Consider the following 25,298-nt stretch of genomic DNA (forward strand, 5'->3'; position numbering starts at 1 on the left):
CGAAATGTTCCATCGGTTTCAGTGTCGTCTGGCGGCAGCCGTGCTGTTGCCACTGCTGTTCCTGTTTGCCCTGCCGGTCAAGGCCGATGACTTGGGCCAATTTATCCTCGACTCGGTCAAAAGCCATCCTGAACAGCCGTTGACGGAAGGGGCGATGCTGCTGCTGACCCGGGATCTTGACTGGTATGGCAAGCACATGGCCGAACTGCCTCAACAGATACAGGATGATGTGCAGAATCTCCGTATCCGGCTGGTGGGTGAGTCAGCCCGGCAGGCGGCTGAAGCCCTGGGGGAGCCGGCCGATGTCTTTCTGGCCAGTGGTTCATGCAAACCGGCCCGCGATATAGACGTGCTCTATGTGGGGGGGAATACCCGGGAGGCGCGGGCCAGGATAGAGCGTGCGATCCGTGACAAGACGGCAGCCATGTTGGCGGCGGCCGAGGGGGATCCGCTGTTCAAGGCTGCACGGAACAACGGACTGAAGATTCCCGCCAGCCTGACCAGTGATGCGATGGAAATTGTCACCTCGGATCTGCCCAATTTCGCCTACAAGGATCTCAATGACGCGGTTTCCAGTGCGAGAACCGCACTGAAGGCGGGTGATGCCAACGCCATCGACCAGTTCAAACAGGCCCTGAACAAGACCCTGCAACAGAACCTGGAGGCACAGGTGGCCGCCTCAGCCAAGGATATGTATCGCGGCGCCGCCGGTCAGCGTTTTTTCAATATTGATTACCTGGGTGACCCGGAAAAAGTGCGGCGCATCGTCTCCGAGTCGGGTAACTGGGTGCTCAAGCCCGGTGGCCCTGAAGCGATTTCAGAGTTGCTGCAGGAGCAGGTGATTGCCCTGATGCCTACCAGCAGACGGGCCAAGTTTGCCAAGGTGGCCACGGATTACGCGATGTTTTTCAAGCATGGTGAGGAGGGCGGACTATCGGGTACCGCCAAATATGTGAAACGCATCTGGGAGGATGTGGACAGCACCGCCCTGTTGATCCATATCGGCGACGCTGAAAACAAGGCGTTGCTGGTTGCCAGGGCCATTGCGGAAAAGCCAAACCAGGCCTCCACCATTCTCGCCTTGAACGGTCTCTCGGAACTGGATGTGGAAAATGGCGTGCAGCGCGCCATGCACCAATGGGTCGAGAATCAGCTGATTATTGATGTGGATAGTCTGGTTAAAGAACTGGATAGTGTGAAGCTTGCCCAGGCCGCCGGATCGGCCGATGAGCTGGAAGCCCTGTTTCGCAAGCAACTGGTCCAGTTTGACCTGAATGACCTGGCCAGCGGTCTCTCCGCCATGAGCCAGGTGCCGGGAAAAGGACCGGCCGAGATACTGGGCGTACTGGAGAAGGAGTTCAGCGGCAGTGATGCAGGCCAACTGGCCATCCGTTATATCCGCCAGCAGTTGGAGATCTTTGCGGATAACTCCGTCGACTCCGTGGGCATGCGGCTGATTCGTGCCCTGGTCAGCAGTGGCGAGATATCACCCGCCGATTATCATGAGCTGCGTTCACGGATGTTGAAGGGGCAGGAGTTGCCCGCGGAGGCGGCCAGGAAGTTACAGAAGGCACGCAGTGAAGTGCTGTTTCTCGGTTCAGTCAACATGCTTGAGCTGGACACCAGGCCCGGCTCGATTGATCAGCTGATTGACGACTGGAAACGCAGTCGCAGCAGTGCGCTGATCAGTGTGGCTGATGATGATGTGCGCAAAACCATCAGTGAGTTGTCACAGCTTCCGGCGGATGAACTGAAGAAACTCGGCTGGCTGGAGGCCGAACTGAAGTTGCCGATGGAGACCCGGCTGCGTATCAAGCTGCTGCCGGATCAGGCGGCGGACATGGCCGAGCGGCTGGGCAGGAATTTGTCAAAACAGGCGCTGACACTGAATCAGTGGCAGCGGCAGGCACGTAAATATATCTTCGATCTGACGCCTGCCGAGTTTGGCGAAGCGGGTGATCTAGGTGCCATGGATGTGGTCTTCTCGGTGGCCAATGGCCTGTATAAAACCTACTCCATTCTGAACAGTTCACCGCCGATGAAGCCGGCCGATGAAAACCTGGCGCTGGCCAATGCCTGGGTCACCGCACTGCCTATCGTGGGTGATTTTGCCGACGGCATCCTCAGTGGTATAGAGGCCGGGTTTACCGGCAACAAGGCCAAGGCGCTGGAGTCCGGACTGTTTGTCACCATCGGTGTGATGGGGGTAGTGCCGGGTGGACAGATTCCCGCCGTGGTGGCCAGTCTGATAGCGGCCTCGGCACCGATTGCCGGCGGTGTCTACGATGCCAGCCAGGCACAGGATCTGATTCAGGCCTGGATTGAGTCGGGTAACTGGGAAGGGGGCGGTGATCAGCCGATGGTGCTGGCCGGTCTGTTTGACCGGGCACAGGGACACCATGAGATCAGCTATGAGGAGCTGCTCACGACAAAAGGCAATGTACCCTATCAATCGGAACGGGCGGATGGGTTGTTGTCAGTACCTACCCTGAATGGCTCCATTCGGGACTATGCGGAAAAGTATGTCTTTCCCCAGTATCCCAAGATAAAAGAGTTGCGCGAATCACTGAAGGTGCTGTTTCCGACTTTCAATGACAAGATCTGGGAAGATGAGTTTGATGCCAAGCTGCGGATTGATCGTGAAGGCGGCAAGGCGGCGCTGTTCCTGTTCCGGGAGTATTACCAGATACGCACACAGGCACTCAATCAGACCCTGGCACAATTGAAAACCTGGGCAGAGGAGGAACGCCGCGTCGCCCAGGATTATGAAGCAGAGGTGGAAAAGGCCACACAGGCATTGATCAAGTTACAGGACGAGCTCAATGTCCACTCTCTGGTCTCTCATGCAAAACGCAGTGCCGATGCCTATACAAAGATCATCAAGAATGTCATGGAGCATGAGACGCTGCCGCTCTCGCGTTATCGAATCTACAAACACTATCTGCAAGAGTATCAACAGATCGCCAGGTTGGTCCGACAGATCAAGGCGAGGCTGGCGGTTGTCAAGGGTGGCTATCAACCCGCGAACTGGTTTCTGACCGGCTATCCCGAGTTTGATAAGCCACGGATCAGCAAGCTGGCGGCGATGATCGACAACGGTCACAAGAGTGTGGTCGAGAAAGTCACCGGGCTGATCAAGGACCTCGGTTTCCGCGCCAGGGGCGGCTATGACCCGAAAAACAGTTGCCACCAGGATGTCTACGCCATTCTGGCCGCCATACGGCACAAGATCTCATTCCTGGAAAATCTCGAGGAGTACTACAAGGAACTTGCCAGTAGTGAATCCGCCTGGAATGACGCCTATGAAACGGCGCGCAGTCGCTATCTTGATGTGCGCGACAGCCTTTCCGACAGCGCACTGACCAAGGCGCAGGCCGAGTCCAAGCAACTGGCGGATGCGGTGATTTCATTCATGGCGGCCATGCCCTATGCACTCGCCTCCAATGAGCGTGATCTCTACAAAAGCACGGCAAGCAATGTGGGCATACGTCTGCAGAAGGCGATGAGCGAGTTTGAGATGGCCGGTTATCTGACCGGAAAGGCGGGGGCCGCTCTGGAAGGCTGTCTGCTCAAGTCACTCAAGATTGATGTCGCACTCAAGCCCTATACCCCCAAGCTGGGCGAAACCACCATCGCCACGGCCAGGTTGAACAGCGCGACACCGCCCGCGGAATATTTCTGGCGCTGGAAAACCAGTGGGCCATTGAAAATTGATACTCCCTATGGTGAGAAGGTCAACGTCGTGGTTGATGGGGCAGGTGAACTGATTGTCGAGCTGACCAGTCACTACAATCCACAGATTGCCAAAGTGCTGGCGGAAAGCTATGTGAAAATAGCGCCACTCTCAGGTGAGGCGGAGCCAGAGGACGATGCCAAAAAGAGACAGGAGGAAGAGAAAAAGGCAGAGAAGGATCGCGCTGATACAGCGCCGGATTCAACAGCGGATTTCACTCCGCAGGGGCGTGACTGGAAACGTCTGGTCGATGCCGAGGAGGCGACGCGAAAAGATAAGGATATGCGCAACAATCGAACGGCCGAGTGGGACAAGCGGATGCAATCTATCCGTAGTGATCTGGCGCAGTTGCGAGATGTGACCAAGCAGTGGTTGCTGGCCTGGGAGCCCTATATCCGGGAACTGGAGAAGGTGGACAACAAGGTCTACCACGATCTCCGTGATGCGGTTGAAAAACAGCGTGAAGCCTATTTTGCACGTTGTTTCAATAATGGTGGAGAGTCCAATCCAGCGGTAGCCGATGCGTGCAAGAAAAAGTCATATGACTACGAGGAGAGTTGCCTGCCAAAAAGTCTACGGCTTGCACACTCGGATGAGCAGAAGCGTATCCGTATTGCGAAAACCGAGCTGCCGCAAGAGTTACATATAATGGCCAGTACCGGTTTTCCGGCATCCAAAACCTGGTTTGAAAAGGTCGATCAACTGGCTGAAAAACATGGTTTGCCTTTCCCTTATCCGCAAACGACAGTTCCGCGTGTCGACTACACCAGTCAGTGTGCATCGGTGGATATTGAAAAAGAGAAAAAGGAGCCACAAGAGTTTTTGAAGGTGAAACTGGCCGGGCCGAGTGCGGTGGTCTCCGTCGGTAAACCGGTCACCCTCTCTGCCGGAGTTACGGGTGGAAAGCCACCCTACCAATACGCCTGGTCAGGTGCCACTGGCTCCGGTACCACAGCATCGCTGACCCCTTCATGGGCCGGTGACTGGAGCGTCTCTGTCACGGTGACGGATGCCGAAGGTAACAGCGGAGAGGGAGTGACGACGGTTCGGGTAGCGCCTTCCGCGATCAAGATCAAAGGACTCAAGGGCAATGTGTTCTATGGCAGTACAGCGGCCCTGAACGCCTTTGATCAAGGCGTGCAAGCGCCGGAGATCGATCATTGTGCCAAGCCGGATAACCCTTTCTGTGTGGATACCTCGGTACATGCCACCATGGCGGCAAGCAGTGCGGCACCGAAAGAGATCCTGAGCGATAGCTACGTATCGCCACCCGATGAAGAGGAAGAAGCGCTGCCCCCGCCGATGGCCGAATATAAGGTGATCTGGCAGTCAGAGCCCGGGCTCACCTTTGACCCGCCGGACAGTTTTAATGGACAGACCACCGTTACCTATGACCGCATGGGTGAGGTAAAGATCTGGTGTGAACTGTTGCAGGCGATCGAGGGGAGTTACCAAACCGTCGGCGAGTGTGATCAGGAGACCGTGCAAGTTATTCCGCCGGCGTTTACCGTCACCTTTGAACCGCAGAATGGTCAGGCCTATGTCGGTCAGCAGGTGTTGGCGACACTGCATGCCAAACCGTCCGTGCCTGAACGGCTGATCGACTATCGCTGGTTTGACCCGGCCTCATCCAACCGTCTGGAAATTGGCCCCAACGGCAATCGAATCAGCTTCACGATCAAGGATACCCAACCCATCAAGCTGAAAGCCCTGGCACGCGTGCCGGTGCATGGTGACGAGATTGGTGAAATCGAATCGAGCTATACCGGTGTGGCCTACAGTGTCAAAGCCTGGGTTGTGCAATTGCCCAATCAACCGATGACCTGGGACCCGGCAAAAGGCGGATTGAAACCGATACCGCACGGGTCGCGTGCGGTGTTTGATCGCATCACCCTGAAGGCGGAACTACAGGGTGGCACAAAACCGGATGTCATACGCTGGCAGTGGGCGGTCAATGAGGGTACCAGTCTGAGCAATCCGGCATCCCAGTCTCCTACCGTATCCCGCAGTGAACCGGGTGACATCAACGCAACGGTGATCGCATTGGACAAGGATGGTCGGAAACTGGGTGAGGCGGAGGTTTCACTCACGGTGATCAAGCTGACCCCTGCGCCCACAGGAAAAGACAAGGCGAAAGATCCAAGAGGGAATAAGCCTGCCGACAAGCCTTTGCCTGATAAAAAGCCTGATACAGACAAACCTGCCGATGGACCAAGGGGCGATGGTCCCGAGGACAAGGCCAAAAAAGGGCTGGATGAGGCGAATCAGCAGGCCGCATCCGGCAATATGCCGGCGGCGGAACGCGCCGTGCGGGAAGCCGAAAAGTTTGCACCCAAGCTCGCGGCGCCGGCAGCGAAGCAGATTGCCCATAAGGCGAAACTCAGTGGCTGGGCGGCTACCTATGAAAGGGACTTCGATAAGGGCATGCAGGATCTGGAGGTCTCTGTGCGTCTGAACCCCGCAGACAAAGATGCGCAGGAAAAACTGGCAAAGGCGAAACGTTTTGCCAAGTCCTGGCCAGCGGTGGAAGCCAAGGCGGCTGAGTTTGACCGGCTGATTGCTGCGGATAAGGTCTGGTCCGCCCACAAGGCGCTGTTGCAGATGGAGAAACTGCACGCCGAAATGCCCGGGCAGATAGTCAACCTGCTTTCGCGACGTGTCAGTGATGAGTTCAATAAGGCGCTGCAGGCGTATAACAAGTTTATGGAGCAAGTGGATAAAATCAATTCCTGGAGTTTTAAAAAGAAGGATTGGCAGAAGATGCTGGAGAATGCCCGGCAGTCTCAACAACGAGAGTTGTCACCTTCCCACGCTAAAGAGGCAAACAGCCGCATAGCCTTCGCCGAAAAGATGCTGCGCGAACAGCAACAGAAAGATCCACCGCTAGCCGAGTTGACTGCGTCTGAAAGGGCGGCCCCGATGTCCGGTGTCTGGAAAACCACAGAAGGGGTTATGACACTGCTGCAACGTGGTGACCAGGTGGAAGGCAGTTACAATGCTGATGGCGGCAAGATCAAGGGAACCTATCAATCAGGTGTATTTGACGGCTACTGGAGCGAAAACAGTGCTTCAGTGCGCTGCAAGACTGCATTGGATGGTCGCTATCACTGGGGTCGTCTCCGCTTGGAGATCAAAGACGGCAAAATGAGCGGAATCTGGAGCTACTGTGATGCCGACCCTACGGACAAGTCGAAACCCTGGAGTGGGACTAAGGATCATGAGCTTCCCGGGAGCGCTGGTGGAATAGCAGAAGCTGCCAATGGTATCAATGGAATCTGGAAGTCCACGGAGGGGACCATCACCTTCACGCAAAACGGGGATCAGGTGAAGGGCACCTATCCGGTTGATGGCGGAACCCTCATCGGTACGATCAAATCCGGCGTGCTGGATGGGTACTGGATAGAGAACAACTCCTCCCACAAATGTAAAACCAAGAAGGATGGGCGCTATTACTGGGGACGTATCCATTGGACATTTAGTGGCAACAGCTTCAAGGGCCAGTGGAGTTATTGTGATGCCCCGGTGAATAAGAGTGCCTCCTGGAGTGGGTCAAGGCAGTGAAGGTTGAACGGGGCATGGATAACCAATCCCGCAGCGCTAACAGCAATCGTAGCAGAATGAGTGAGGTGTACCTTGTCCAACAATAATCCCGACCTCTCATGGGAGATACACTTTCCCTTGGTAACCAACCCACTGGTGCTAAAGGCCTGGTTCAAGGCAATGGGAGCCACCTATCTGATTGCCATGCTTATCATGGCGGCGATTTTCATCGGCACTGGTGAACCGGAAGCGTTACCGATGCTGGCAGTCGGATTTGCCCTGGCGATTACCGGTCTGACCCTGCTGGGGCTGCTGATCATGTTGCTGTTGTTTGGCAACCGCTTCCATGCCCGCTTCACCTTCACCGACAAGGGCATAGTCTATGAGAGTCTGGACAGCCGTGCCCGTACCCTGGCGCGCATGGCGGTGGTGGCCGGTGCCCTGGGCGCCAGTCCCCGCACGGCCGGCGCTGGACTCCTGGCAGTGAGCAATGAGCGGATCGACCTTGCCTGGAGCGGTGTCTGTGAGGCCCGCTACCATCCGAAGCAACGCACCATCGTTATCAGGAACCAGTGGCGTGATCTGCTGCAGCTCTACTGCAGCGAAGAGAACTATGAGGCGGTGAAGCGGCGCGTGGAAAGCCGGCTCGCCTCGCAAAATACCACGGCGAGCGCGGCTGCATCACGTTCACCACTGCCCGGAGCGCTGCTGGCGACCGCGCTGGTGGTGGCCGCCTGCCTGCCGCTGTTTGCCATGAATGATATTACCGGTCTGGATATCTTTGTCCCCCTGCTGATCCTGCTGTTCAGCCTGGCCACGGTATGGCTGATTCCCCTGTTCGGCTGGGTCGTGTTACCCCTGGAAGGTTATGTGCTACTCCATATCGGTGTCGCATTGGTCAAGTCGAGCGAGCTGAAGTTGGTCACCACCTATCGTTTCAGAAAGTATGAATTGCTCGACGCCGGCGAGTGGATTCTCCTGGTATTGGCCGTGGCCGGCATGACCTATCTGGCGCTGATTTCATGGCGTGCCGTGCATGGACGGCTGGTGCCGGTGCTGTTTCGGGACCGGGTCGGGGCGGGGCAATGAGCCTGGGTGAGTGTGGTTGTAACTGTTGGGCCAACAATCAGTAGAGATTGATAAAGATAGCTGTTCTTTTCTATTGATATATCTGGATAAAGTGCCTGCCCTGCGCTAAGTTTAAACTAAGCTGTGATAATAAAAACAGCGTCGGGTTATTGTCGGCCTCGATGCATGCAATCCGCCAACCGCATTGGAAATAGGAAATGACGAGACACAAGGGGAATACCCTGCTGCAGCAAATGATGGATAACCTCGCTGGCTATCCTGATTCCAGATTCAACAAAAAGGACCGCGCCCAGATCGAACAGATGCTGGGCTTTTATTATCGGCATATACCGGTATCAGACCTGGAATCAACGGCAATTGCCGATCTGGTGGGTGCGGTTATTGCTCACTGGCAACTGCTAAAGGTGCGGACGGGAGCCACGCCTTCGGTGCGGGTCTATAACCCCAGTTTTGAAGAGCATGGATGGCAGTCTCCCCATACCATCATCGAGATTGTCACCACCGATCGGGTTTTCCTGGTGGACTCACTATCCATGGGCCTCAATCGGGCTGGCTTGACCATCCATCTTACGATACATCCCCTGATCCGCACTGTTCGTGATCAACTCGGACATTTGCAGGAGATCAGGTCACTGGGCGACGAGGGTGGTGAAGTGGAGTCGTTGATCCATTTCCAGGTGGAAAAACAGCTCTCCGCCGATGTGCTTCATGCACTGGAAAAAATGATTCGCGATGTAATCCGTGATGTGACTTACGCCAATACCGACTGGGAACCGATGAAACAGCGGGCCACAGTGATACGGGAGATTCTGTCTAAAGAGAAACTGCCCGTAGATGCGGCCCGGCAAGCGGAATCCTGTGAGTTCCTCAAATGGATTGAAGACGACCACTTTACCTTTCTCGCCTATTGCGAGTTTGACCTTGTCGACAAGGCGGGTACACCGAGACTGCAACTGGATAAGTCCTCCCAGCTCGGCCTCTTTCAGGAGTCCTGTCTGAATGATCAACAGGCGGGGGCGGTGATACCGGTGGGGGGCGGTAAGGCTTATATCGCTACACAGGAATTCCTGGTGGTGACCAAGTCCAATGCCAGGTCCACAGTGCATCGGCCCGCCTACATGGATTTTATCGGCATCAAGCGTTTCAATAGTCAGGGTGAAGTGGATGGCCTCTATTGTCTACTGGGTCTCTTTACCTCGGTAGCCTACAACAGTCCGCCGAAGGATATTCCACTGTTGCGACAGAAGACCCGCGAGGTAATCAGTCGCTCCGGTCTCTCCGCTTCCAGCCATTCAGGTAAGGCCCTGGAAAATATTCTCACCACCTTTCCCCGTGATGCACTGTTCCAGACGCCGGTGGATGAATTGGAACGCTTGGCCATGGGCATTCTTGGTCTGCAGGAGCGGCAGCGCACACGCCTGTTTGTTTCCAGGGATCTGTTCAAGCGATTCTATTCCTGTCTGATTTATCTGCCCAGGGAGCGCTATTCGAGGGAGTTGAGATTACGTATCCAGAAGGTATTGGTGAGGGCCATGAACGGAATCGAGGTGGAGTTCAGCACCCTGTTCACCGAATCGACCCTGGCGCGTATTCACCTGATTATTCACACGTCACCAGACAGTGAAATGGAATGCAGTCTGGAAGAGCTGGAGCCACTGGTGATCAATGCAACCACCACCTGGCGGGATGAACTGCATACGGCACTGAATGAACAATTTGGCGAGGCGAAGGGTTCGGAGTATTACAAAGCCTATGCAAACGCCTTTCCAAGCGGATTTCGCGAGGATTTTTATCCACGTACTGCAGCGACAGATGTGGCCAGGATTGAACGGGCGCGCGAGAGTGGTCAGCTGGATCTTAATTTTTACCGGCCGATACTCGAATCCTCCGAGTATGTACATTGCCGGCTCTACTCCGCGACCAATCCGGTGCCGCTCTCGGATGTGATACCGATCCTGGAGAACATGGGGCTGACGGTATTCGGTGAACGGCCGTACCGCATACGCCACCCCTCCGGGCATGTCTGGATTCATGACTTCTCCATGAGTTATTCCGGCGGCCAGGAGCGATTGACAGAAGAGAGCAGTCGGCTGTTCCAGGAGGCGTTTCTCAAGGTATGGGAGGGTGAAGTCGACAATGACGGCTTCAATCAACTGGTGCTGGATGCCGGGCTGCAATGGAAAGAGGTGGTGCTGTTGCGTGCCTATGCGCGCTATTTCAAGCAGATAAAATTCCCCTTCAGCCGCTCCTACATTATTGAGAGCCTGACCCGCAATGCAGAGATCACCCGGCTGCTGGTGGACCTGTTTAACTTAAAGTTTAATCCGAAAAGCAAGGCCAAGGCGACGCAGATTGACTCTATCCTGCAGAAGATCGAGTCGCTGCTTGAGGCAGTGGCCAGCCTGGATCAGGACCGGATTTTGCGCAGTTATGTAAACATTATCCAATCCACCCTGCGCAGTAATTTTTTCCAGCAGGATGCTGATGGCGAGACCAAGTCCTATATTTCATTCAAGGTTGATCCGCGCCAGGTAAGCGGTATGCCCCTGCCGATGCCGATGTTCGAGATCTTCGTCTTCTCCTCTCGTATGGAAGGGGTGCATCTGCGCGGTGGCAAGGTGGCCCGTGGCGGGCTGCGCTGGTCTGACCGAATGGAGGACTTCCGTACCGAAGTGCTGGGTCTGATGAAGGCGCAGATGGTGAAGAATACGGTGATCGTGCCGGTTGGCTCCAAGGGTGGATTTATAGTCAAGCGCCCACTGGATGGCCTGGCGCGTGAACAGATGATGGAGGAGGTGGTGTTCTGTTATCGCACCCTGCTTAAGGGGATGCTGGATATCACCGACAATCTGAAGAGTGGAGCTGTCGTGCCGCCCGTTGATGTAGTGCGCTATGACGAGGATGATCCCTACCTGGTGGTGGCGGCGGACAAGGGCACCGCCACCTTCTCGGACATCGCCAACGGAGTGGCCGATGCCTATGGCTACTGGCTGGGCGATGCCTTTGCTTCCGGTGGTTCGGTCGGCTATGACCATAAAAAGATGGGTATCACCGCCCGTGGCGCCTGGGAGTCGGTCAAGCGCAATTTTCGTGAACTGGGGGTAAATATCCAGACTACGGACTTCCGGGTGCTGGGCATTGGCGACATGTCCGGGGATGTGTTCGGCAACGGCATGTTGCTTTCCCGGCATATCAAGCTGGTGGCGGCATTCAATCACATGCACATCTTCCTGGACCCGGATTCCGATCCGGAAGTCACTTTCAAGGAGCGGGAGCGATTATTCAAATTGCCGCGCTCCAGTTGGACCGATTACGACAAAAAGCTGATATCAAAAGGAGGTGGTATCTTCCCGCGCAGTGCCAAGTCCATCGCTCTGACCGATGAAGTGAAGGCGATGACCGGCGCCAAGGTCGACAAGATGACCCCCACAGAATTGATCAACCTGCTGCTCAAGTCGCCGGTTGACCTGATCTGGAATGGTGGTATCGGGACCTATATCAAATCCGAACTGGAGAGCCATGAGGATGTGGGTGACAAGGCCAACGATGCCCTGCGGGTGAATGGCAATGAGCTGCGTTGCAAGGTGGTAGGCGAGGGTGGCAACCTGGGCGTTACCCAACTGGGACGGGTTGAGTTTTCCATCAAGGGCGGCCTGATCTATACAGATGCCATCGACAACTCGGCCGGCGTCGACTGCTCCGACCATGAGGTCAATATCAAGATCCTGCTGGGCCAGATCGTCGCCAATGGCGACATGACCGAGAAACAGCGCAATAAGCTGCTGGCGGAGATGACCGACGAGGTGGCCGAGCTGGTACTGGCGGACAACTACGCCCAGACCCAAGCGATCAGCATGGTCGTATCCGAAGCGCCGGAACGTCTCAATGAGCACGCCCGCTTCATCGATTTTCTGGAGAGCGAGGGACGACTCAATCGTGAGCTGGAACACCTGCCCAGTAAAAAAGTAATCGCTGAACGGCAGGCCGCCAAGCGCGGCCTGACCAAGCCGGAAGTGGCGGTACTGCTTGCCTACAGCAAGATGACTTACTTCGAGGCCCTGATCCACTCGGATATTCCGGATGATGAATTTCTCGAAACCGAGTTGATCGAGTATTTCCCCGCAGTGCTGGGTGAGCGTTTCAGTAAAGAGATGCGAGCGCATCAGTTGAAGCGGGAGATCATCTCCACCCATCTGACCAACAGCATTGTGGAACACATCGGCCCCGGTTTCGGCTTTCGGGTGCGTGAAGAGGTCGGCACCAATATTGCCGGTGTGACCCGTTCCTATCTGGCTGCCAGCAAGATTTTTTCGACGGATGAATTATGGCGTGATATCGAAGCGCTGGATAATCAGGTAGCGACCTCGGTGCAGATGGAGATGATGCGCATGATCGCCCGCCTGATTGAGCAGAGCGTACTCTGGATACTGCGTGCGCGGCAGAACAGAATTGTGGTACGGGACCTGGTGGATTACTTCCAGGATGGCGTTCAGGAGTTGCTGGAACAGATGCCGAAACCACTGGCCTCCAAGGACCGGCTGGCACTCAATCGTCAGATCAAATATTACCTGAATGCCGGGGTTCCCCGGGAAGTGGCGCAGCAGGTGAGCCGTATTGTAATGCTTTCGTCGGCCATGGATCTGGTGGAGGTGGCGAAGCAGCGCAAGCGGGAGATTCAAGTCGTCGCGTCGCTCTATTACAATCTCGGGTCCACTCTGGAGTTTCACTGGGTGCGGGATCAGATCTCCAGGCTTGCCGTGCAGACCCATTGGCACAGTATGGCCAAGACCCGCCTGATCGACACCCTGAACAAGCATCAGCGGGATCTCACGGCACAGATACTGGTTACCGTAAAGAAACAGAAAAGCGCCAGGAAAATGATCGAGCAGTGGGCGGATGAATACCGCTTCGCCTATGACCGGCATCTGAAAATGATTGCCGATCTGAAGGCGCGGACTTCGGTGGACTTCGCCATGATGTCGGTGGTTGTGGCGGGTGTGGGGTCGCTGCTGAAGTCGGACGTGTGACGAACGGTCATCCGATCTCCCCGGTTTTTTGGTCGGCTCGAACTCCGTTGAAATTATCCCCGTAGAGCGGCTTCAGTCGCGAAGGGGGATCGCAGCTCAAGCAGCTCCTGCAGGCCGTTCGTCCACCAGCAATCCGTACCGCTCCGCAGGCGGCCTGTCCCAGGGCCGCCAGACCGGCGCACTACCCGCCGGTCGCGGCCACTGCCGATCCATCGGTTCAACTGTTATCAAATCGTTAGCTTTCCGTGATGTCGGCTGGATCTCTCCGCTGTTAAATAACCTCAAGCCAGCCGCAGGGACCAATGTTGCCCGTCATTGCTGGTGATTGTGCCGAAGGGCGAACAACACCTCTCAGGGAGAACGTTATGTTGAAGAAAACCACAGTACTGAAAATCTGTTCTATGGCTATGCTGATATCTGTCGTAAGTGCTGTCACTGCCGGCGGCATGGTCAAGGATGGCGCTGGTCATCCGGTCATGGGCGTCGCACAGCCCATGATGGCCGACACAATGGACAAGATGGATAAGAAGCCGATGATGGACGACAAAATGGATAAGAAGCCGATGATGGATGACAAGATGGATAAAATGGACAATAAGCCGATGATGGATGACAAGATGGACAAGATGGAAGAGAAACCGATGATGGATGACAAGATGAAAAAATAGTCCAGACTCCAATCGGACATTGTATGTGGAGCCCGGTAGGTTGGGTTACGCCCTTTGGGCTAACCCAACAAATAGGCTCGGGGGCGACAACGCTCAACCATTAGTCACCCGGCGGCAGGACATGTATCATGTTTCCAGCGCAAGCGGCAGAGTGAGCATTACCCATGACCCATCAAGTGCTGATTATCGAAGATGACCCGGATATCGCGCGCCTGGTGCAGCTCCATCTGAATGATATTGACTGCCAGGGTCACATTATCGGCAATGGCAATGAAGGGATCGCTGCATTTAAAAAAGATAATTATGATCTGGTGGTGTTGGATCTGATGTTGCCCGGCATGGATGGCCTTGCTGTCTGCCGTGAAATCCGCAAATCCGAAGGCTATGTGCCGATCCTGATGCTCACTGCAAAGTCTTCCGAACTGGACCGTGTTCTGGGTCTGGAGATGGGGGCGGATGATTACCTCACCAAACCATTCAGCGTGCTGGAACTGCAGGCCCGTATCAAGGCGTTGTTTCGAAGAACGGAAGCACTCACCGCATCGAAAGAGACCAAACCGGCGCAGGCGATCATCGACCGTGGCGATATCGTTATTGATGTAACGCGCCACCAGGTACAGGTGCGGGGGGAACCGGTGGAGCTGACCGCCCGTGAGTTCGATCTGCTGCTGCACTTTGCCAGCAACCCCGGCTCCGTCTACTCACGCATACAGCTGCTGGATTCGGTCTGGGGCTATAACCACGAAGGTTACGAGCATACCGTCAACACTCACATCAACCGATTGCGCACCAAGATCGAGGCCGACCCGGCCAATCCGAAATACATCCTGACGGTATGGGGTGTCGGCTACAAGTTTGCCGAAACATGCTGAGGACACTCTATGCAAAACTGGCAGTCGGATTGGTGGTGTTGTTTGTCACCATCGGACTGCTGTATGCCGTCATCAGTACTACCGCCACTAAGTATTACCTTCAGGAAGTCAATCAATCCTTTAACAAGGGACTGGCCAGAAACCTGGTGGCGGATCGCAATCTGGTGGCGGAGGGTAGACTCAACCAGGAGGCATTAAAAGAGACCTTCCATCAATACATGGTGATCAATCCCAGCATCGAGATCTATCTGCTGGACCTTGACGGGAAGATACTCTCCTACTCAGCCGACCCGGGTAAGGTGAAACGCAATCATGTTTCGCTGGGGCCGTTGCTGGCCTTCCTGGAGGGGGCCGAAGAGTATCCGCTACTGGGTGACGATCCACGCAGTCATGATGGCCAGAAGGCATTCTCCGTCACCCCGGTCCCCACGACCGATCATCCGGAAGGCTATCTCTACGTGGTGCTGCGAGGCGAGGAGTTCGACTCGGTCGACAAGATGATCAGGGAGAGCTATTTCCTGCGCCTTAGCGGTTGGGCGGTGGTGGTCAGCCTCGGCCTGGGCCTGCTGGTCGGGTTGATCGTACTCCGGCTGCTGACCCGCCGGCTGCACCGGCTCTCCAATCTGATGGCGAGCTTTCATCAGAGCAATTTTATCTCGCATCAACCCTATCTGCTGGCACAGGCACGACCGAGCGATGAAGTGGACCAGCTCGGTCTCACCTTTGACCAGATGGCGGAACATATTCAGCAACAGTTGGAACAACTGAAGGAGCAGGACAGCCTGCGACGCAAACTGGTGGCGCAGGTTTCACATGATCTGAGAACCCCGCTCGCCTCCATGCTGGGCTACATGGAATCGCTCGAGCTGAAAGGGGGCGAGATGGCCGAAGCCGAGCGACAGGAATATACCGCCATTGCGCTTCGCCAGGCACAACGACTCTCGAAACAGGTGGCCGAACTGTTTGAACTGGCCAGCCTGGATGCCCGCGAGACCCAACCCCATTGCGAACCATTTCAACCGGCTGAGCTGGTACAGGACGTCGTGCAGAAATATCAACTACGCGCCGAACAGCAACAGATTCAACTCGGCATGAACCCGCCCCCGGCGTTGCCGTTTGTCTATGCCGATATCGGCCTGACCGAGCGGGTGTTGGAAAACCTGATCGAAAACGCCTTCACCCACACCGGCAAGGGGGGCAGCATACGGCTCGACCTCCGGGCTGAAGAACATGGCGTCGCCATCGCCGTCAAGGATACCGGTTGCGGCATCAACCCCGAAGACCTGCCCCACATCTTCGACCCCTTCTACCAATCTGCCAAAAAGCGTACCTCCGGCGAACACGCCGGCCTCGGACTGGCCATCGCCAAGCGCATCATGAGCCTGCAGAAAGGTGAGATTCAAGTCGAGTCCATACCGGGTGGCGGTACCACCTTCACCTTCCTGCTGCCGCTGGCGGCGGTGCGGATGCCGGTGGGCTGAATGACCGGGCAACGCCAAAGAGAAAATATCTCACCTGTCGTCTGTTGTTTGGTAAGCGGCTGAGAACGTGGGGAATAACCGTTTGGCGGGATGTAAAATTTCCTATTTCTTCAATGTCCTACTGGGTTGGCTTGATCAAGCCGAGCAATTTACGGCTCCCCCCTGTTCATCTTGTGAAATGAACAAAAAATGAATAGCTTATACTCATGAGTGGCTTCGAGTTCTACGACGACAAGCGCAAGACCAACCTGGAATAACATGGAATTAACCTCCAGACTGCTCTGGCGCTCTGGAAAGGCCCTGATCTTTTGGAAATCCAGACCAATACCGGCAATGAACGCCGGTTTCTTGTCATAGGTTGTATGGTGAAAAGCACTGGTCTGCAGTCGTCACGTACCGAAACGAGAGAATTTGCCTGATTTCTGTCAGGCGATCCTGTAGGAGAGAGGTAGAGCTATCCAATGGAGATGCTACAAGCGGCGCTCACTAGCGGAGAGTTGGTCATGAAAGATGAGCAGTGGTGAAGACGAATATCGATCAGAAGATGATGGCCATTATGCCAGGTGTGCGTTGATCCAGAATAGGTGTGGGGCCTTAAAGGGCTTTGCCCCTCTTAACTTGGACTGTTATTGGAAAAAATTATGCGTATTACTTTACCTTTAGGGCTGTTGCTGTTGGTCTCCCTGTTGCTTTCCGGTTGTGCCGGTATGATGCCCGGTTATGAAAAGCCCCAGGTGAATATCACCTCGTTTGCCCTGGCGCCGGAATCCGCCGCCGGGCAAGCGCCCCGTTTTAACATCGGCATACAGGTGATCAATCCGAACCGAGAGACGTTGTCCCTGAGGGGCATGAGCTACTCGCTGGAGGTGGAGGGCAACCGGGTGTTGAGCGGCGCCACGGGCGATCTGCCCGAGGTGCCAAGTTACGGTATGGCGGACTTCGTGATCGAGGCCAGTCCCAACCTGTTTGGCAGCATCCGCCTGCTGAGCGACCTGTTTGCCCGCCAGCGCGACACGCTGGGTTTCAGCTTCAAGGCGCGGATTGATGCGGGTGGCATACTGCCCTATATCAACGTGGAGGAGTCGGGCAGTTTCAGTTTGTCTGAGCCTGGTCGGTGACAGGGGATTCGCGGATAAAGGGGTCATTGGTTTTACGAATAAGGGCACTTCACCAGCGGTTGGCTGTGCCTTCGACAACGTCACCGGAGGGCTAAACCCGCATTACGTCCTGAATACCCCCGGACCAATGACTCTGATTCCATTGATTTTCCTTATCACCCCATTTCAGCCTTCGTTGACAGAAAACAATATCACCTATCCCTTAAACAACACTCGTCCAGTGTCGTGAAGAAATTATTTCATCTGTCATGCTTTGTTTGGTAACTTGTTGAGAATTTAAAATATCCGATTGGTGGATGTTGAATATTGCCCTGATGCAGTATCCCGGAAGAGTCAAATTGATCAAGAAAGGCGGGGTAATGCATAGAACAATAAGTCCAGTATTGCAATTGGTTTTGCGAATTTGCTGGGTAATCAACTGTTAGGATACAAGAAGATAATATATGAGTGCTGACAGTTTGATCTTTGCATTTTACGGATTAATTCTTATTGTTGCGGGAATCGGCCTCATGTTTGTTAGGCTTGATCCCGCTTCTTATAAAAAAGACAATGAATGCTATGGCCCGCTATCCAGCATTAATATGGGCATGGCATACACAGTAATCAAAACAAAGAAAACAAAAAATATCATTTCGCTTGTTCTCACATCGGCGGGTATCGCGGTGATGATTTATGCAACACAACAATAATGAAAGTGCATGAAAACAAGCCATAAAATGAGATCAACGGGGTCAAGATAAAAGGGATCAGAGTGATTAATTATATTAATCATTAATTAGATCACCATTGCTCAGGACTAAAATCCATGCATGTACGAATAGCTACCGCTGAAGATTACTCGAGCATCGAGGGCTTACTGCGAGAGCTCAATGCGTTGCATTCTGAAATTGAACCGGAGCTGATCAGGCGAGTCGAGATATATCTGGGCAATGATCAATACCTGCAGATACTCAAAGATGAAAAACAGGAAATTCTTCTCCTTGAGGATGCGGGTACGGTAATCGGTTGTGCGTGGATCGCGGAACGCATGCACGAAGGTGGCCAGGCTATCGAATTGCCCGTCGCGTTTATCTATGAAATATGCATAAAGGAAGGTTGTCGGAGAGAAGGATTTGGGCGAACTTTAATACGGGCAATCGAAAATTGGGCGCTGGATCGGAAATTGGGAATACTGGAATTTAATGTATGGTCCCGAAATCAGGCAGCGCTACAGTTCTATGAAGAGCTTGGTTTCAGGTACGTACGTCATGAAATGTCGAAAAGGCTCGCTCAAAAAAACGCTGACCCCGAACCTACCTGACTTATCAGAAAAACTTCCTCTGAAAAACTTTAAACGGTGTTGCACCGATCCGTTGAATTCATCTCGATAATAAATGGGGTGTCGGGAATTGACTAACCCACGGAATCACTATTGTTACCTTTGTCGAGTTGATTTTGTTTAATGGATGCCGACAGGAGTGAGCAGGTGGATAACGTAGAGTTTAATGTGTAAATGCGTAAATTACTGAAGTAAGTTGGAGTCACTTATTTGCTATAGTTATCTGTTAAACAGCAGGCCGGTCTGGTTGGAAAGCTACGGATTTGGAGGGCAACATCAGAATGACAATCGCAGTAACCGCGGCCAGCGGGAAGCTTGGTTCTGAAATCATAAGAGCCGTGTCTCGCCTGGGAACCCACTCTGTCATTGGACTGGCGCGTACTCCGGCGAAGGCTGAACACCTTGGCGTCGAGATCAGGAAGGGTGACTACAATTCACAGGATGAACTTGAGGAATCCCTTCGTTCTGTCAGCACAGTCCTGCTAGTGTCAGGCATGGATGAACCCTCAAAGCGCATAGAACAACACCGCAATGTGATCCGTGCGGCCCAGAATGTCGGGGTTCGCAAGATCGTCTACACCAGCGTGCAGGGGGCAGAGACTGGAACTGCGTTCTCTCCGATTGTTCAGAGCAATCGTCAAACGGAGCAGGACGTTCTGGACAGTGGCCTGGAGTGGGTGATTGGTCGCAATGGTATCTATATCGAGCCTGATATTGAATATATTGAAGCCTACAAAAAATCGGGCGGAATTTTTAATTGTGCGGGTGTTGGTAAGTGTGGTTACACCACACGGCCAGAACTGGCTTATGCTTACGCACGAATGTTAACTGAAGACCTGCATAACACTCGAACCTACAACTTGCATGGCGAGGCTATCACCCAATACCAACTTGCCGAATATCTTAACAGTGTTTTTGGTACAGATTTGACCTATACGCCCATGACAGTGGAAGAATACCGTCAGGAGCGGATAGCTGAATTAGGTGAATTTATAGGCACTGTTATCGCTGGTATTTATCAGGGGATTCAAGAAGGAAAAGCCGACAACCCAAGCCATTACTATGAAGCAGCTGGTAGGGAGCATGTAAGCTGGCAGGCCTATTTTGATAGTATCAGGTTAAAAACATTTGGGGTCAAAACATTTGGGGTCAAAAACATTTGCAAAAACATTTGCAAAAACATTTGGGGTCAGATGAGAAACTTGATCTCGTACATGTAGGTTCAGATATACTGCCGCTCTATACTTCACTCACGATCAAGGATGATCTATGGCTCGCTTACCCAGGATACGCCTCCCAGGCATTCCGCAACACGTCATTCAGCGCGGCAACAACCGCCAGGCTTGTTTCGGCTCGGACGAGGACTTTGCCGCATATGCGCACTGGCTGGAGGAGTACGCCAGGCAATTTGATGTGGCGATACATGCATGGGTATTCATGACAAACCATGTTCACCTGCTGGTTACTCCGGCGACTGTTGACGGGGTCTCGTCATTGATGCAGTCACTTGGCCGACGTTATGTACGTTACTTCAACTACACTTACAGACGCAGTGGCACACTATGGGAGGGGCGCTTCAAATCCTGTGTGGTCGATTCTGAGGACTATTTGCTTCTCTGCCAGCGATATATTGAGTTGAACCCTGTGAGAGCCGGTATGGTGATGTTTCCGGGTGATTATCGCTGGTCAAGCTATGGATCAAATGGCCTTGGTCGTTCGGCAGCCTGCTGGACTCCACACCCGCTCTACCTGTCACTGGGTCAGACGCCGGCCGAGAGATCGGAGGCATATCGGGCACTCTTTCGTTATGAACTTGATGAGGAGGTTTTGACGGATATTCAGCGGAGCGCTGATCAGGGGATGGCGCTTGGAAGTGTGCGTTTTAAGGAAGAGATCGAGAGGTTGTCTGGTCGGCGTGTCGTTAATTTGAAACGTGGCCCGAAAGGCAAGGCTGGTGCCGGATAGTTTTTCATCTGACCCCAAACTCTTGGGTCCATTCTATTTGTTATGCAAAAAACGATGAACATTCGAGAAGCAATTGAAGAAGATGCAGCTCAATGGTCTGAGATGAGAACCGCACTCTGGCCAGAAACGAACGATGGCCATTTTTCGGAAATAAAAGAGTATTTTTCTGGGGCATCCATCGATATTGTTCAGGTTTATATTGCTGAAATCGGGTCTGAACAAATCGGATTTATGGAGTTAAATATAAGAAATTTTGCAGAAGGTAGTCGAAGCTCAAAACTGCCATATGTCGAGGCTTGGTACATCAAACCCCAGCATCAAGGTAATGGGTATGGCAAGCAATCGATGAGAACAGCAGAGCAATGGGCAATATCACAAGGTTACTTAGAATTAGCAAGTGATACGGAGATTGATAATTATCGAAGCATTGCAATGCACAAGCATTTAGGTTTCTTGGAAACGGAACGTATTGTTTGCTTTCTTAAGAGACTAAAAAATGCATAACAAGTGCATTATGTCGCCCGCAAAAAATGCTGGCTGGGACTTGCGTTTTGCTAAAACGGACACCCAACTCTAACAGGGGGGTGTCCAATGCCAAGATACAATCAACCATGGCGCTTGGAAATGAGTATTTTAAAGAAAAGATCGAGAGGTTGTCTGGTCGGCGCGTCGTTAATTTGAAACGTGGCCCGAAAGGCAAGATTGGCGCCGGATAGTTTTTCATCTGACCCCAAATTAGACAAAACTGCTGAATGGTTGAGTTTTGTAATCAGACTTTCACCGTAATACCTGACCACGCACTAGAGGAATATCACCGGCACCCGATGGTACCCACCCACGGGCGCCACTTCCCTCTCTGGTTGTTGGTCGGGCGCCAGCTTGATGGTCTGCACCGATGCCAGCAGTGCCTGCAAAGCAATGCGTAGTTCCCAGGTGGCCAGCAGCCGTCCCGGACAAACGTGTTTCCCAATCCCGTAGACAAGGTTTGCTGCCGCGTTCCTCTCGGGATCAAACCGGTTGTTGTCGAAGACCGCCTCATCGCGGTTGGCCGAGGTCCAGTTCAGCTTAACCCGGGCACCGCTCGGGATATCCTGACCCCCGATCTGCACCGGGCACGTGGTGATGCGCCGATTAGACACAAACGGGTCGTCGAGGCGCAAAACCTCATCGATGACCGCTTCCACTTCGTTGTCCGAGGCAGTACGTAACCGCTCTGCAAGTTCTGGTTGCTGAGCGACATGGGCCACGAGTACGCCGACACATAGCGCGATAGATCCCAGGTCGCCTCCGGTCCAGTTGCGCAGGATCGACACTAGTTCCGTCTCCGTCAGCAACCGCCCATCCACCACCTCGTGGCAAAGCCGGGTGGTCACGTCATCGGGAGCGTTGCCTTCCGTTGCACGGCGGGGCAGGATGACCGAGAGAATGATCTTTTCGAATTGTTCGGCAACGTTCACCATCCAGGCATGGTCCCCGGAGCGTGTCGCTGCGTGGTTCTCCGCCATCCACTCCAGCAGTCGTGGTTCCAACTCGGCAGGCCAACCCAGCCATTCACACTGGGCACGTACAGCGAACACGGCGCCGATGTCGCTTACGGCGTCCAGCACCGAGCCCCTGGGCAATTCTGCCATCAGTTGGGCTGCAACACTTTCGAAGACGGGTATAAACGGTTCCAGGGCGTCATGGCCAAGGTGCCGCTCGATAACTTCTCTATAGCGGGTGTGTTCCTCACCGTCAAATCCGTTGGGAACCTGCAGGTAGCGAGAGACTCTGCTGGAGAACCGCTCGTGATCCAGGGCCGCGGCGACGACGTCGGCATGCCTGAGTAACACCCATTCGCCGGCAACGTTTCTGATCACTGGATGCTTGGGTCTCAACTCGTCGGTGTAGGCGCGCAAGTCGCGGCCGGTAGCGGACAAGTCATCTGGCATGTGATCGGTCATGTTGGCTCCTTGACTATCAAAGTATACTACTTGCTTGGCAACAGCATCGTTGCTCGATTCTTACCTCCCCAGCATCGGTATCCAGTAGTGAAATACCTTCTGTCTTTTCATCTGCCCCGCTAGCTGCCGCCAATTCTGTTGGCTCTGAGTGTTTGGAGATATTTTTCTATTTATCACACAAATGGTTGAGACTGGTTGGCGCAAAGTTTCATACGAGCTTTTAATACTAACTGCGAGTTTTTAGTGTATCAAAATGCCATGCTTCGGCGAACGAACGGTTGTCTCCGGTTTTACCGGTTCACCGCGCCCGTAAAATCAATGGAGTCGCGCCGAGTCCCTTTATCACCTGTCAGGTTGATTGCATGCACTACAATTAAGTTAGCATGTTTTGTGCGGATGGGTGCTCTCAGGATCGGCAAGTGGAACAGCATAGCGACTATTCTGGACGGACTGCGCACCAAGGCCCGAGAGCTATCACGTGGCTCTCCAGAATCATCCCTACGGTAAGTCTGTTTATTTCAGGGGAGTTTCTATCCGATTCATCAATCTATAATCGGGTGTGGCGGCAATGTTTTTTTGGTCCTCAGTACAAGACCGTTTTTAATATGATGCCGCTGTTAGCGAAAGCAAGTTAAGATAGACGGCAAGATTTCTCCCTATGAATATCGTGGCAATTCCTTCTAAATATTTATGAATCGTATGAGCAATGAAATTAGCGAAAGCCAGGCACCTGACGCATTGATGTTGCTGAGCACACATTGCGCGCATTGTCCGTCGGTGTTGAACAGCCTTGCCGAACTGGTGAAACAGGGTGTGCTGGGGAAGCTTGAAGTGATTAATTTGGAGCAGCGCCCCGAGGTCGCACGGCAACTGGGTGTGCACTCGGTGCCCTGGGTGCGTATCGGTCCGTTTGAACTCACCGGGCAACGCAGTCTGGCGGAGTTTCGGCAGTGGGCACAAACGTCTGCGACACACGAGGGGGTTCGGGACTATATCGAGACCATGTTGGCCGAAGGCGAAGTGGAACGGGTATTGACCATGATTGCCAAGGACGCTGGCGTAATGGCGCGGGTAATCGAACTGCTGGACTTTGCAGACGAAAAACTCAATGTGCGCCTCGGGATCGGCGTGATTATGGAGGAGTATGAAGGCCGATCACTGTTGCAGGAATACATACCGCAACTGGGCAAGCTGACGCAACACGCCGACCCCAGGGTGCGTGGTGATGCCTGCCACTATCTGGCGCTGACTCATAGCAGCAACGCCCGGGAGTTCGTCCGGAAGCTGCTCCATGACGAGAACGCAGATGTTCGTGAAGTTGCCGAAGAGAGCCTGCCCACCTTGCGATAAGTGAAGTGGTGGGCGGTTCCCGGAAGGGTTTATATCAGGGTCAGACGCTCCCTTTCTGAATCGATGGAGTGAAGACAGGCGCCGGACTGTCTGAGGAGGTTGCTGGTGATACCCAATGCTCGTGTGTTCCTGTCTCACAGCTCCCAAGACAAGGCCTTCGCTCGCCGTCTTTCCGAGGATCTGAAGCGACATGGTGCGACAGTATGGTTAGACGAGGCTGCGCTCCAACCGGCTGTCCGCTGGAAACAACAACTCGATAATGCCATTTCCGATAACGACTTCGTGATCGTTGTGCTCACTCCCGACTCTGTTGACTCGAAATGGGTGCAGTACGAGATTAATCAGGCTCTTGCCCACGGTGAGCGGGAAGGTCGGTCCAAGCTTATCCCCCTGCTTAAAAAGGAGTGTGATGTACCCCGCGCGCTGCGCCATCTCCATCTAGTTGATTTTTCTGTACGGGGCTCGTATCGGCGCAGTCTCCGGCGACTCATAGAGATCTTCGAGCGATCTTGGACCCACCCGCGACACCAGAGGCGGCCGTGGACAAAAAAGAACCTGCGCCTGGCACTACGTGCCGGTATTCTTCGAGAATTCAATGGCCAGCTGGTGTTTGGGGCCAGGGTCGCCGAGCGATTGCGTACCTACGGAGCGCGTTGGCTCCGAGGACGCCCAATCTATTTCTCAGACCACGTATTCAACGACTGGCAAGAGTACTCCGGCATCTCTGTACTTCACTCGATAGATCAGAACGCCGACCTCACCGAGGAGGAAGAGATATCCCTCGCTCACGAGTCCCATCAGCACTTACTCGATTTTTTGCTCGATCTCGGCACGGGGATAGGGGTGCTCGAGGATGATCTGGAGGTAGTCAAGGTGAGTGAGGAGATGGGCACTGAGATGCAGGAATGGATCCCACGGCTAAACGAACTGGGCTTCAATGAGGACACTGCCGGCGAGATTCGGGCGGCCACCACGATGCTCTTTGTTGAACTGATTCGGGAGCGACTCGTCGAACGAATCCCCGAGATGACCTCCTTTGCCGAACCGTTAGGTATCGTTATTCACGATGCATTCGGGTTTTGGTCAGGGTGCGTTGAGCCGACAGAGCTGGACTCGCATGAAGCATAGACAGATACCGGCGACGAAAACAACGGTGTCAGGTTTTGACGTGATATTTATAAGAAAAGCAATTGG

The 25,298-nt window shown here is 53.9% G+C and carries 15 protein-coding genes; 14 read left to right on the forward strand and 1 reads right to left on the reverse strand.

The annotated features are described in order from the left end of the window. Nucleotides 1–4: 4 nt before the first annotated feature. The 12 genes from ACHZBF_RS05900 (at nt 5) to ACHZBF_RS05955 (ending at nt 21,315) form a co-directional block, all read left to right on the forward strand. Nucleotides 5–7,294, forward strand: a complete 7,290-nt coding sequence (locus ACHZBF_RS05900) for a PKD domain-containing protein (protein WP_321527900.1) — start codon at nt 5–7, stop codon at nt 7,292–7,294. 117 nt (nt 7,295–7,411) lie between these two features. Beyond that, complete coding sequence (locus tag ACHZBF_RS05905) at nt 7,412–8,362, forward strand: hypothetical protein (protein WP_321527901.1); 951 nt, start codon at nt 7,412–7,414, stop codon at nt 8,360–8,362. A 197-nt stretch (nt 8,363–8,559) separates the two neighbouring features. Further along, nucleotides 8,560–13,389: an NAD-glutamate dehydrogenase gene (locus ACHZBF_RS05910; protein WP_321527902.1), complete on the forward strand. Its 4,830-nt coding sequence runs from the start codon at nt 8,560–8,562 to the stop codon at nt 13,387–13,389. Nucleotides 13,390–13,754: 365 nt separating this feature from the next. Beyond that, nucleotides 13,755–14,057, forward strand: coding sequence for a hypothetical protein (locus tag ACHZBF_RS05915; protein ID WP_321527903.1), 303 nt, complete (start codon nt 13,755–13,757; stop codon nt 14,055–14,057). Nucleotides 14,058–14,221: 164 nt separating this feature from the next. After that, entirely contained in the window at nt 14,222–14,929 is a 708-nt protein-coding gene (locus ACHZBF_RS05920) for a response regulator transcription factor (RefSeq protein ID WP_321527904.1), read from the forward strand. Continuing rightward, entirely contained in the window at nt 14,923–16,410 is a 1,488-nt protein-coding gene (locus ACHZBF_RS05925) for a sensor histidine kinase (RefSeq protein WP_029132949.1), read from the forward strand. The genes ACHZBF_RS05920 and ACHZBF_RS05925 overlap by 7 nt, the downstream gene beginning before the upstream one ends. Nucleotides 16,411–17,051: 641 nt before the next feature. Continuing rightward, nucleotides 17,052–17,528 (forward strand): LEA/WHy family protein, encoded by a 477-nt coding sequence (locus ACHZBF_RS05930; protein WP_321527905.1) that lies wholly within the window; start codon nt 17,052–17,054, stop codon nt 17,526–17,528. Nucleotides 17,529–17,971: 443 nt separating this feature from the next. Then, the gene (locus tag ACHZBF_RS05935; protein ID WP_321527906.1) at nt 17,972–18,217 is read left to right on the forward strand and encodes a hypothetical protein; all 246 of its coding nucleotides are present in this window, start codon (nt 17,972–17,974) and stop codon (nt 18,215–18,217) included. 116 nt (nt 18,218–18,333) lie between these two features. Next, the gene (locus ACHZBF_RS05940) at nt 18,334–18,828 is read left to right on the forward strand and encodes a GNAT family N-acetyltransferase (RefSeq protein WP_321527907.1); all 495 of its coding nucleotides are present in this window, start codon (nt 18,334–18,336) and stop codon (nt 18,826–18,828) included. 299 nt (nt 18,829–19,127) lie between these two features. After that, nucleotides 19,128–20,066 carry an SDR family oxidoreductase gene (locus ACHZBF_RS05945; RefSeq protein WP_321527908.1) on the forward strand — a complete coding sequence of 313 codons (939 nt, stop codon included), beginning with the start codon at nt 19,128–19,130 and terminating at the stop codon, nt 20,064–20,066. A gap of 49 nt (nt 20,067–20,115) precedes the next feature. Next, the gene (locus tag ACHZBF_RS05950) at nt 20,116–20,811 is read left to right on the forward strand and encodes a transposase (protein ID WP_321527909.1); all 696 of its coding nucleotides are present in this window, start codon (nt 20,116–20,118) and stop codon (nt 20,809–20,811) included. A 54-nt stretch (nt 20,812–20,865) separates the two neighbouring features. Continuing rightward, nucleotides 20,866–21,315 carry a GNAT family N-acetyltransferase gene (locus ACHZBF_RS05955; RefSeq protein ID WP_273439108.1) on the forward strand — a complete coding sequence of 150 codons (450 nt, stop codon included), beginning with the start codon at nt 20,866–20,868 and terminating at the stop codon, nt 21,313–21,315. 296 nt (nt 21,316–21,611) lie between these two features. Here ACHZBF_RS05955 and ACHZBF_RS05960 read toward each other — a convergent pair whose 3' ends face one another. After that, nucleotides 21,612–22,742, reverse strand: a complete 1,131-nt coding sequence (locus tag ACHZBF_RS05960; protein ID WP_321527910.1) for a cytochrome P450 — start codon at nt 22,740–22,742, stop codon at nt 21,612–21,614. Nucleotides 22,743–23,453: 711 nt separating this feature from the next. Here ACHZBF_RS05960 and ACHZBF_RS05965 point away from each other — a divergent pair. Further along, a complete protein-coding gene (locus tag ACHZBF_RS05965) occupies nt 23,454–24,104 on the forward strand; it encodes a thioredoxin family protein (protein ID WP_321527911.1) in 651 nt (216 codons plus the stop codon). A 105-nt stretch (nt 24,105–24,209) separates the two neighbouring features. Then, a complete protein-coding gene (locus tag ACHZBF_RS05970; protein ID WP_321527912.1) occupies nt 24,210–25,232 on the forward strand; it encodes a toll/interleukin-1 receptor domain-containing protein in 1,023 nt (340 codons plus the stop codon). Nucleotides 25,233–25,298: the final 66 nt, after the last annotated feature.

Source organism: Sedimenticola selenatireducens, from assembly GCF_963675335.2.
Taxonomy (GTDB): domain Bacteria; phylum Pseudomonadota; class Gammaproteobacteria; order Chromatiales; family Chromatiaceae; genus Sedimenticola; species Sedimenticola selenatireducens.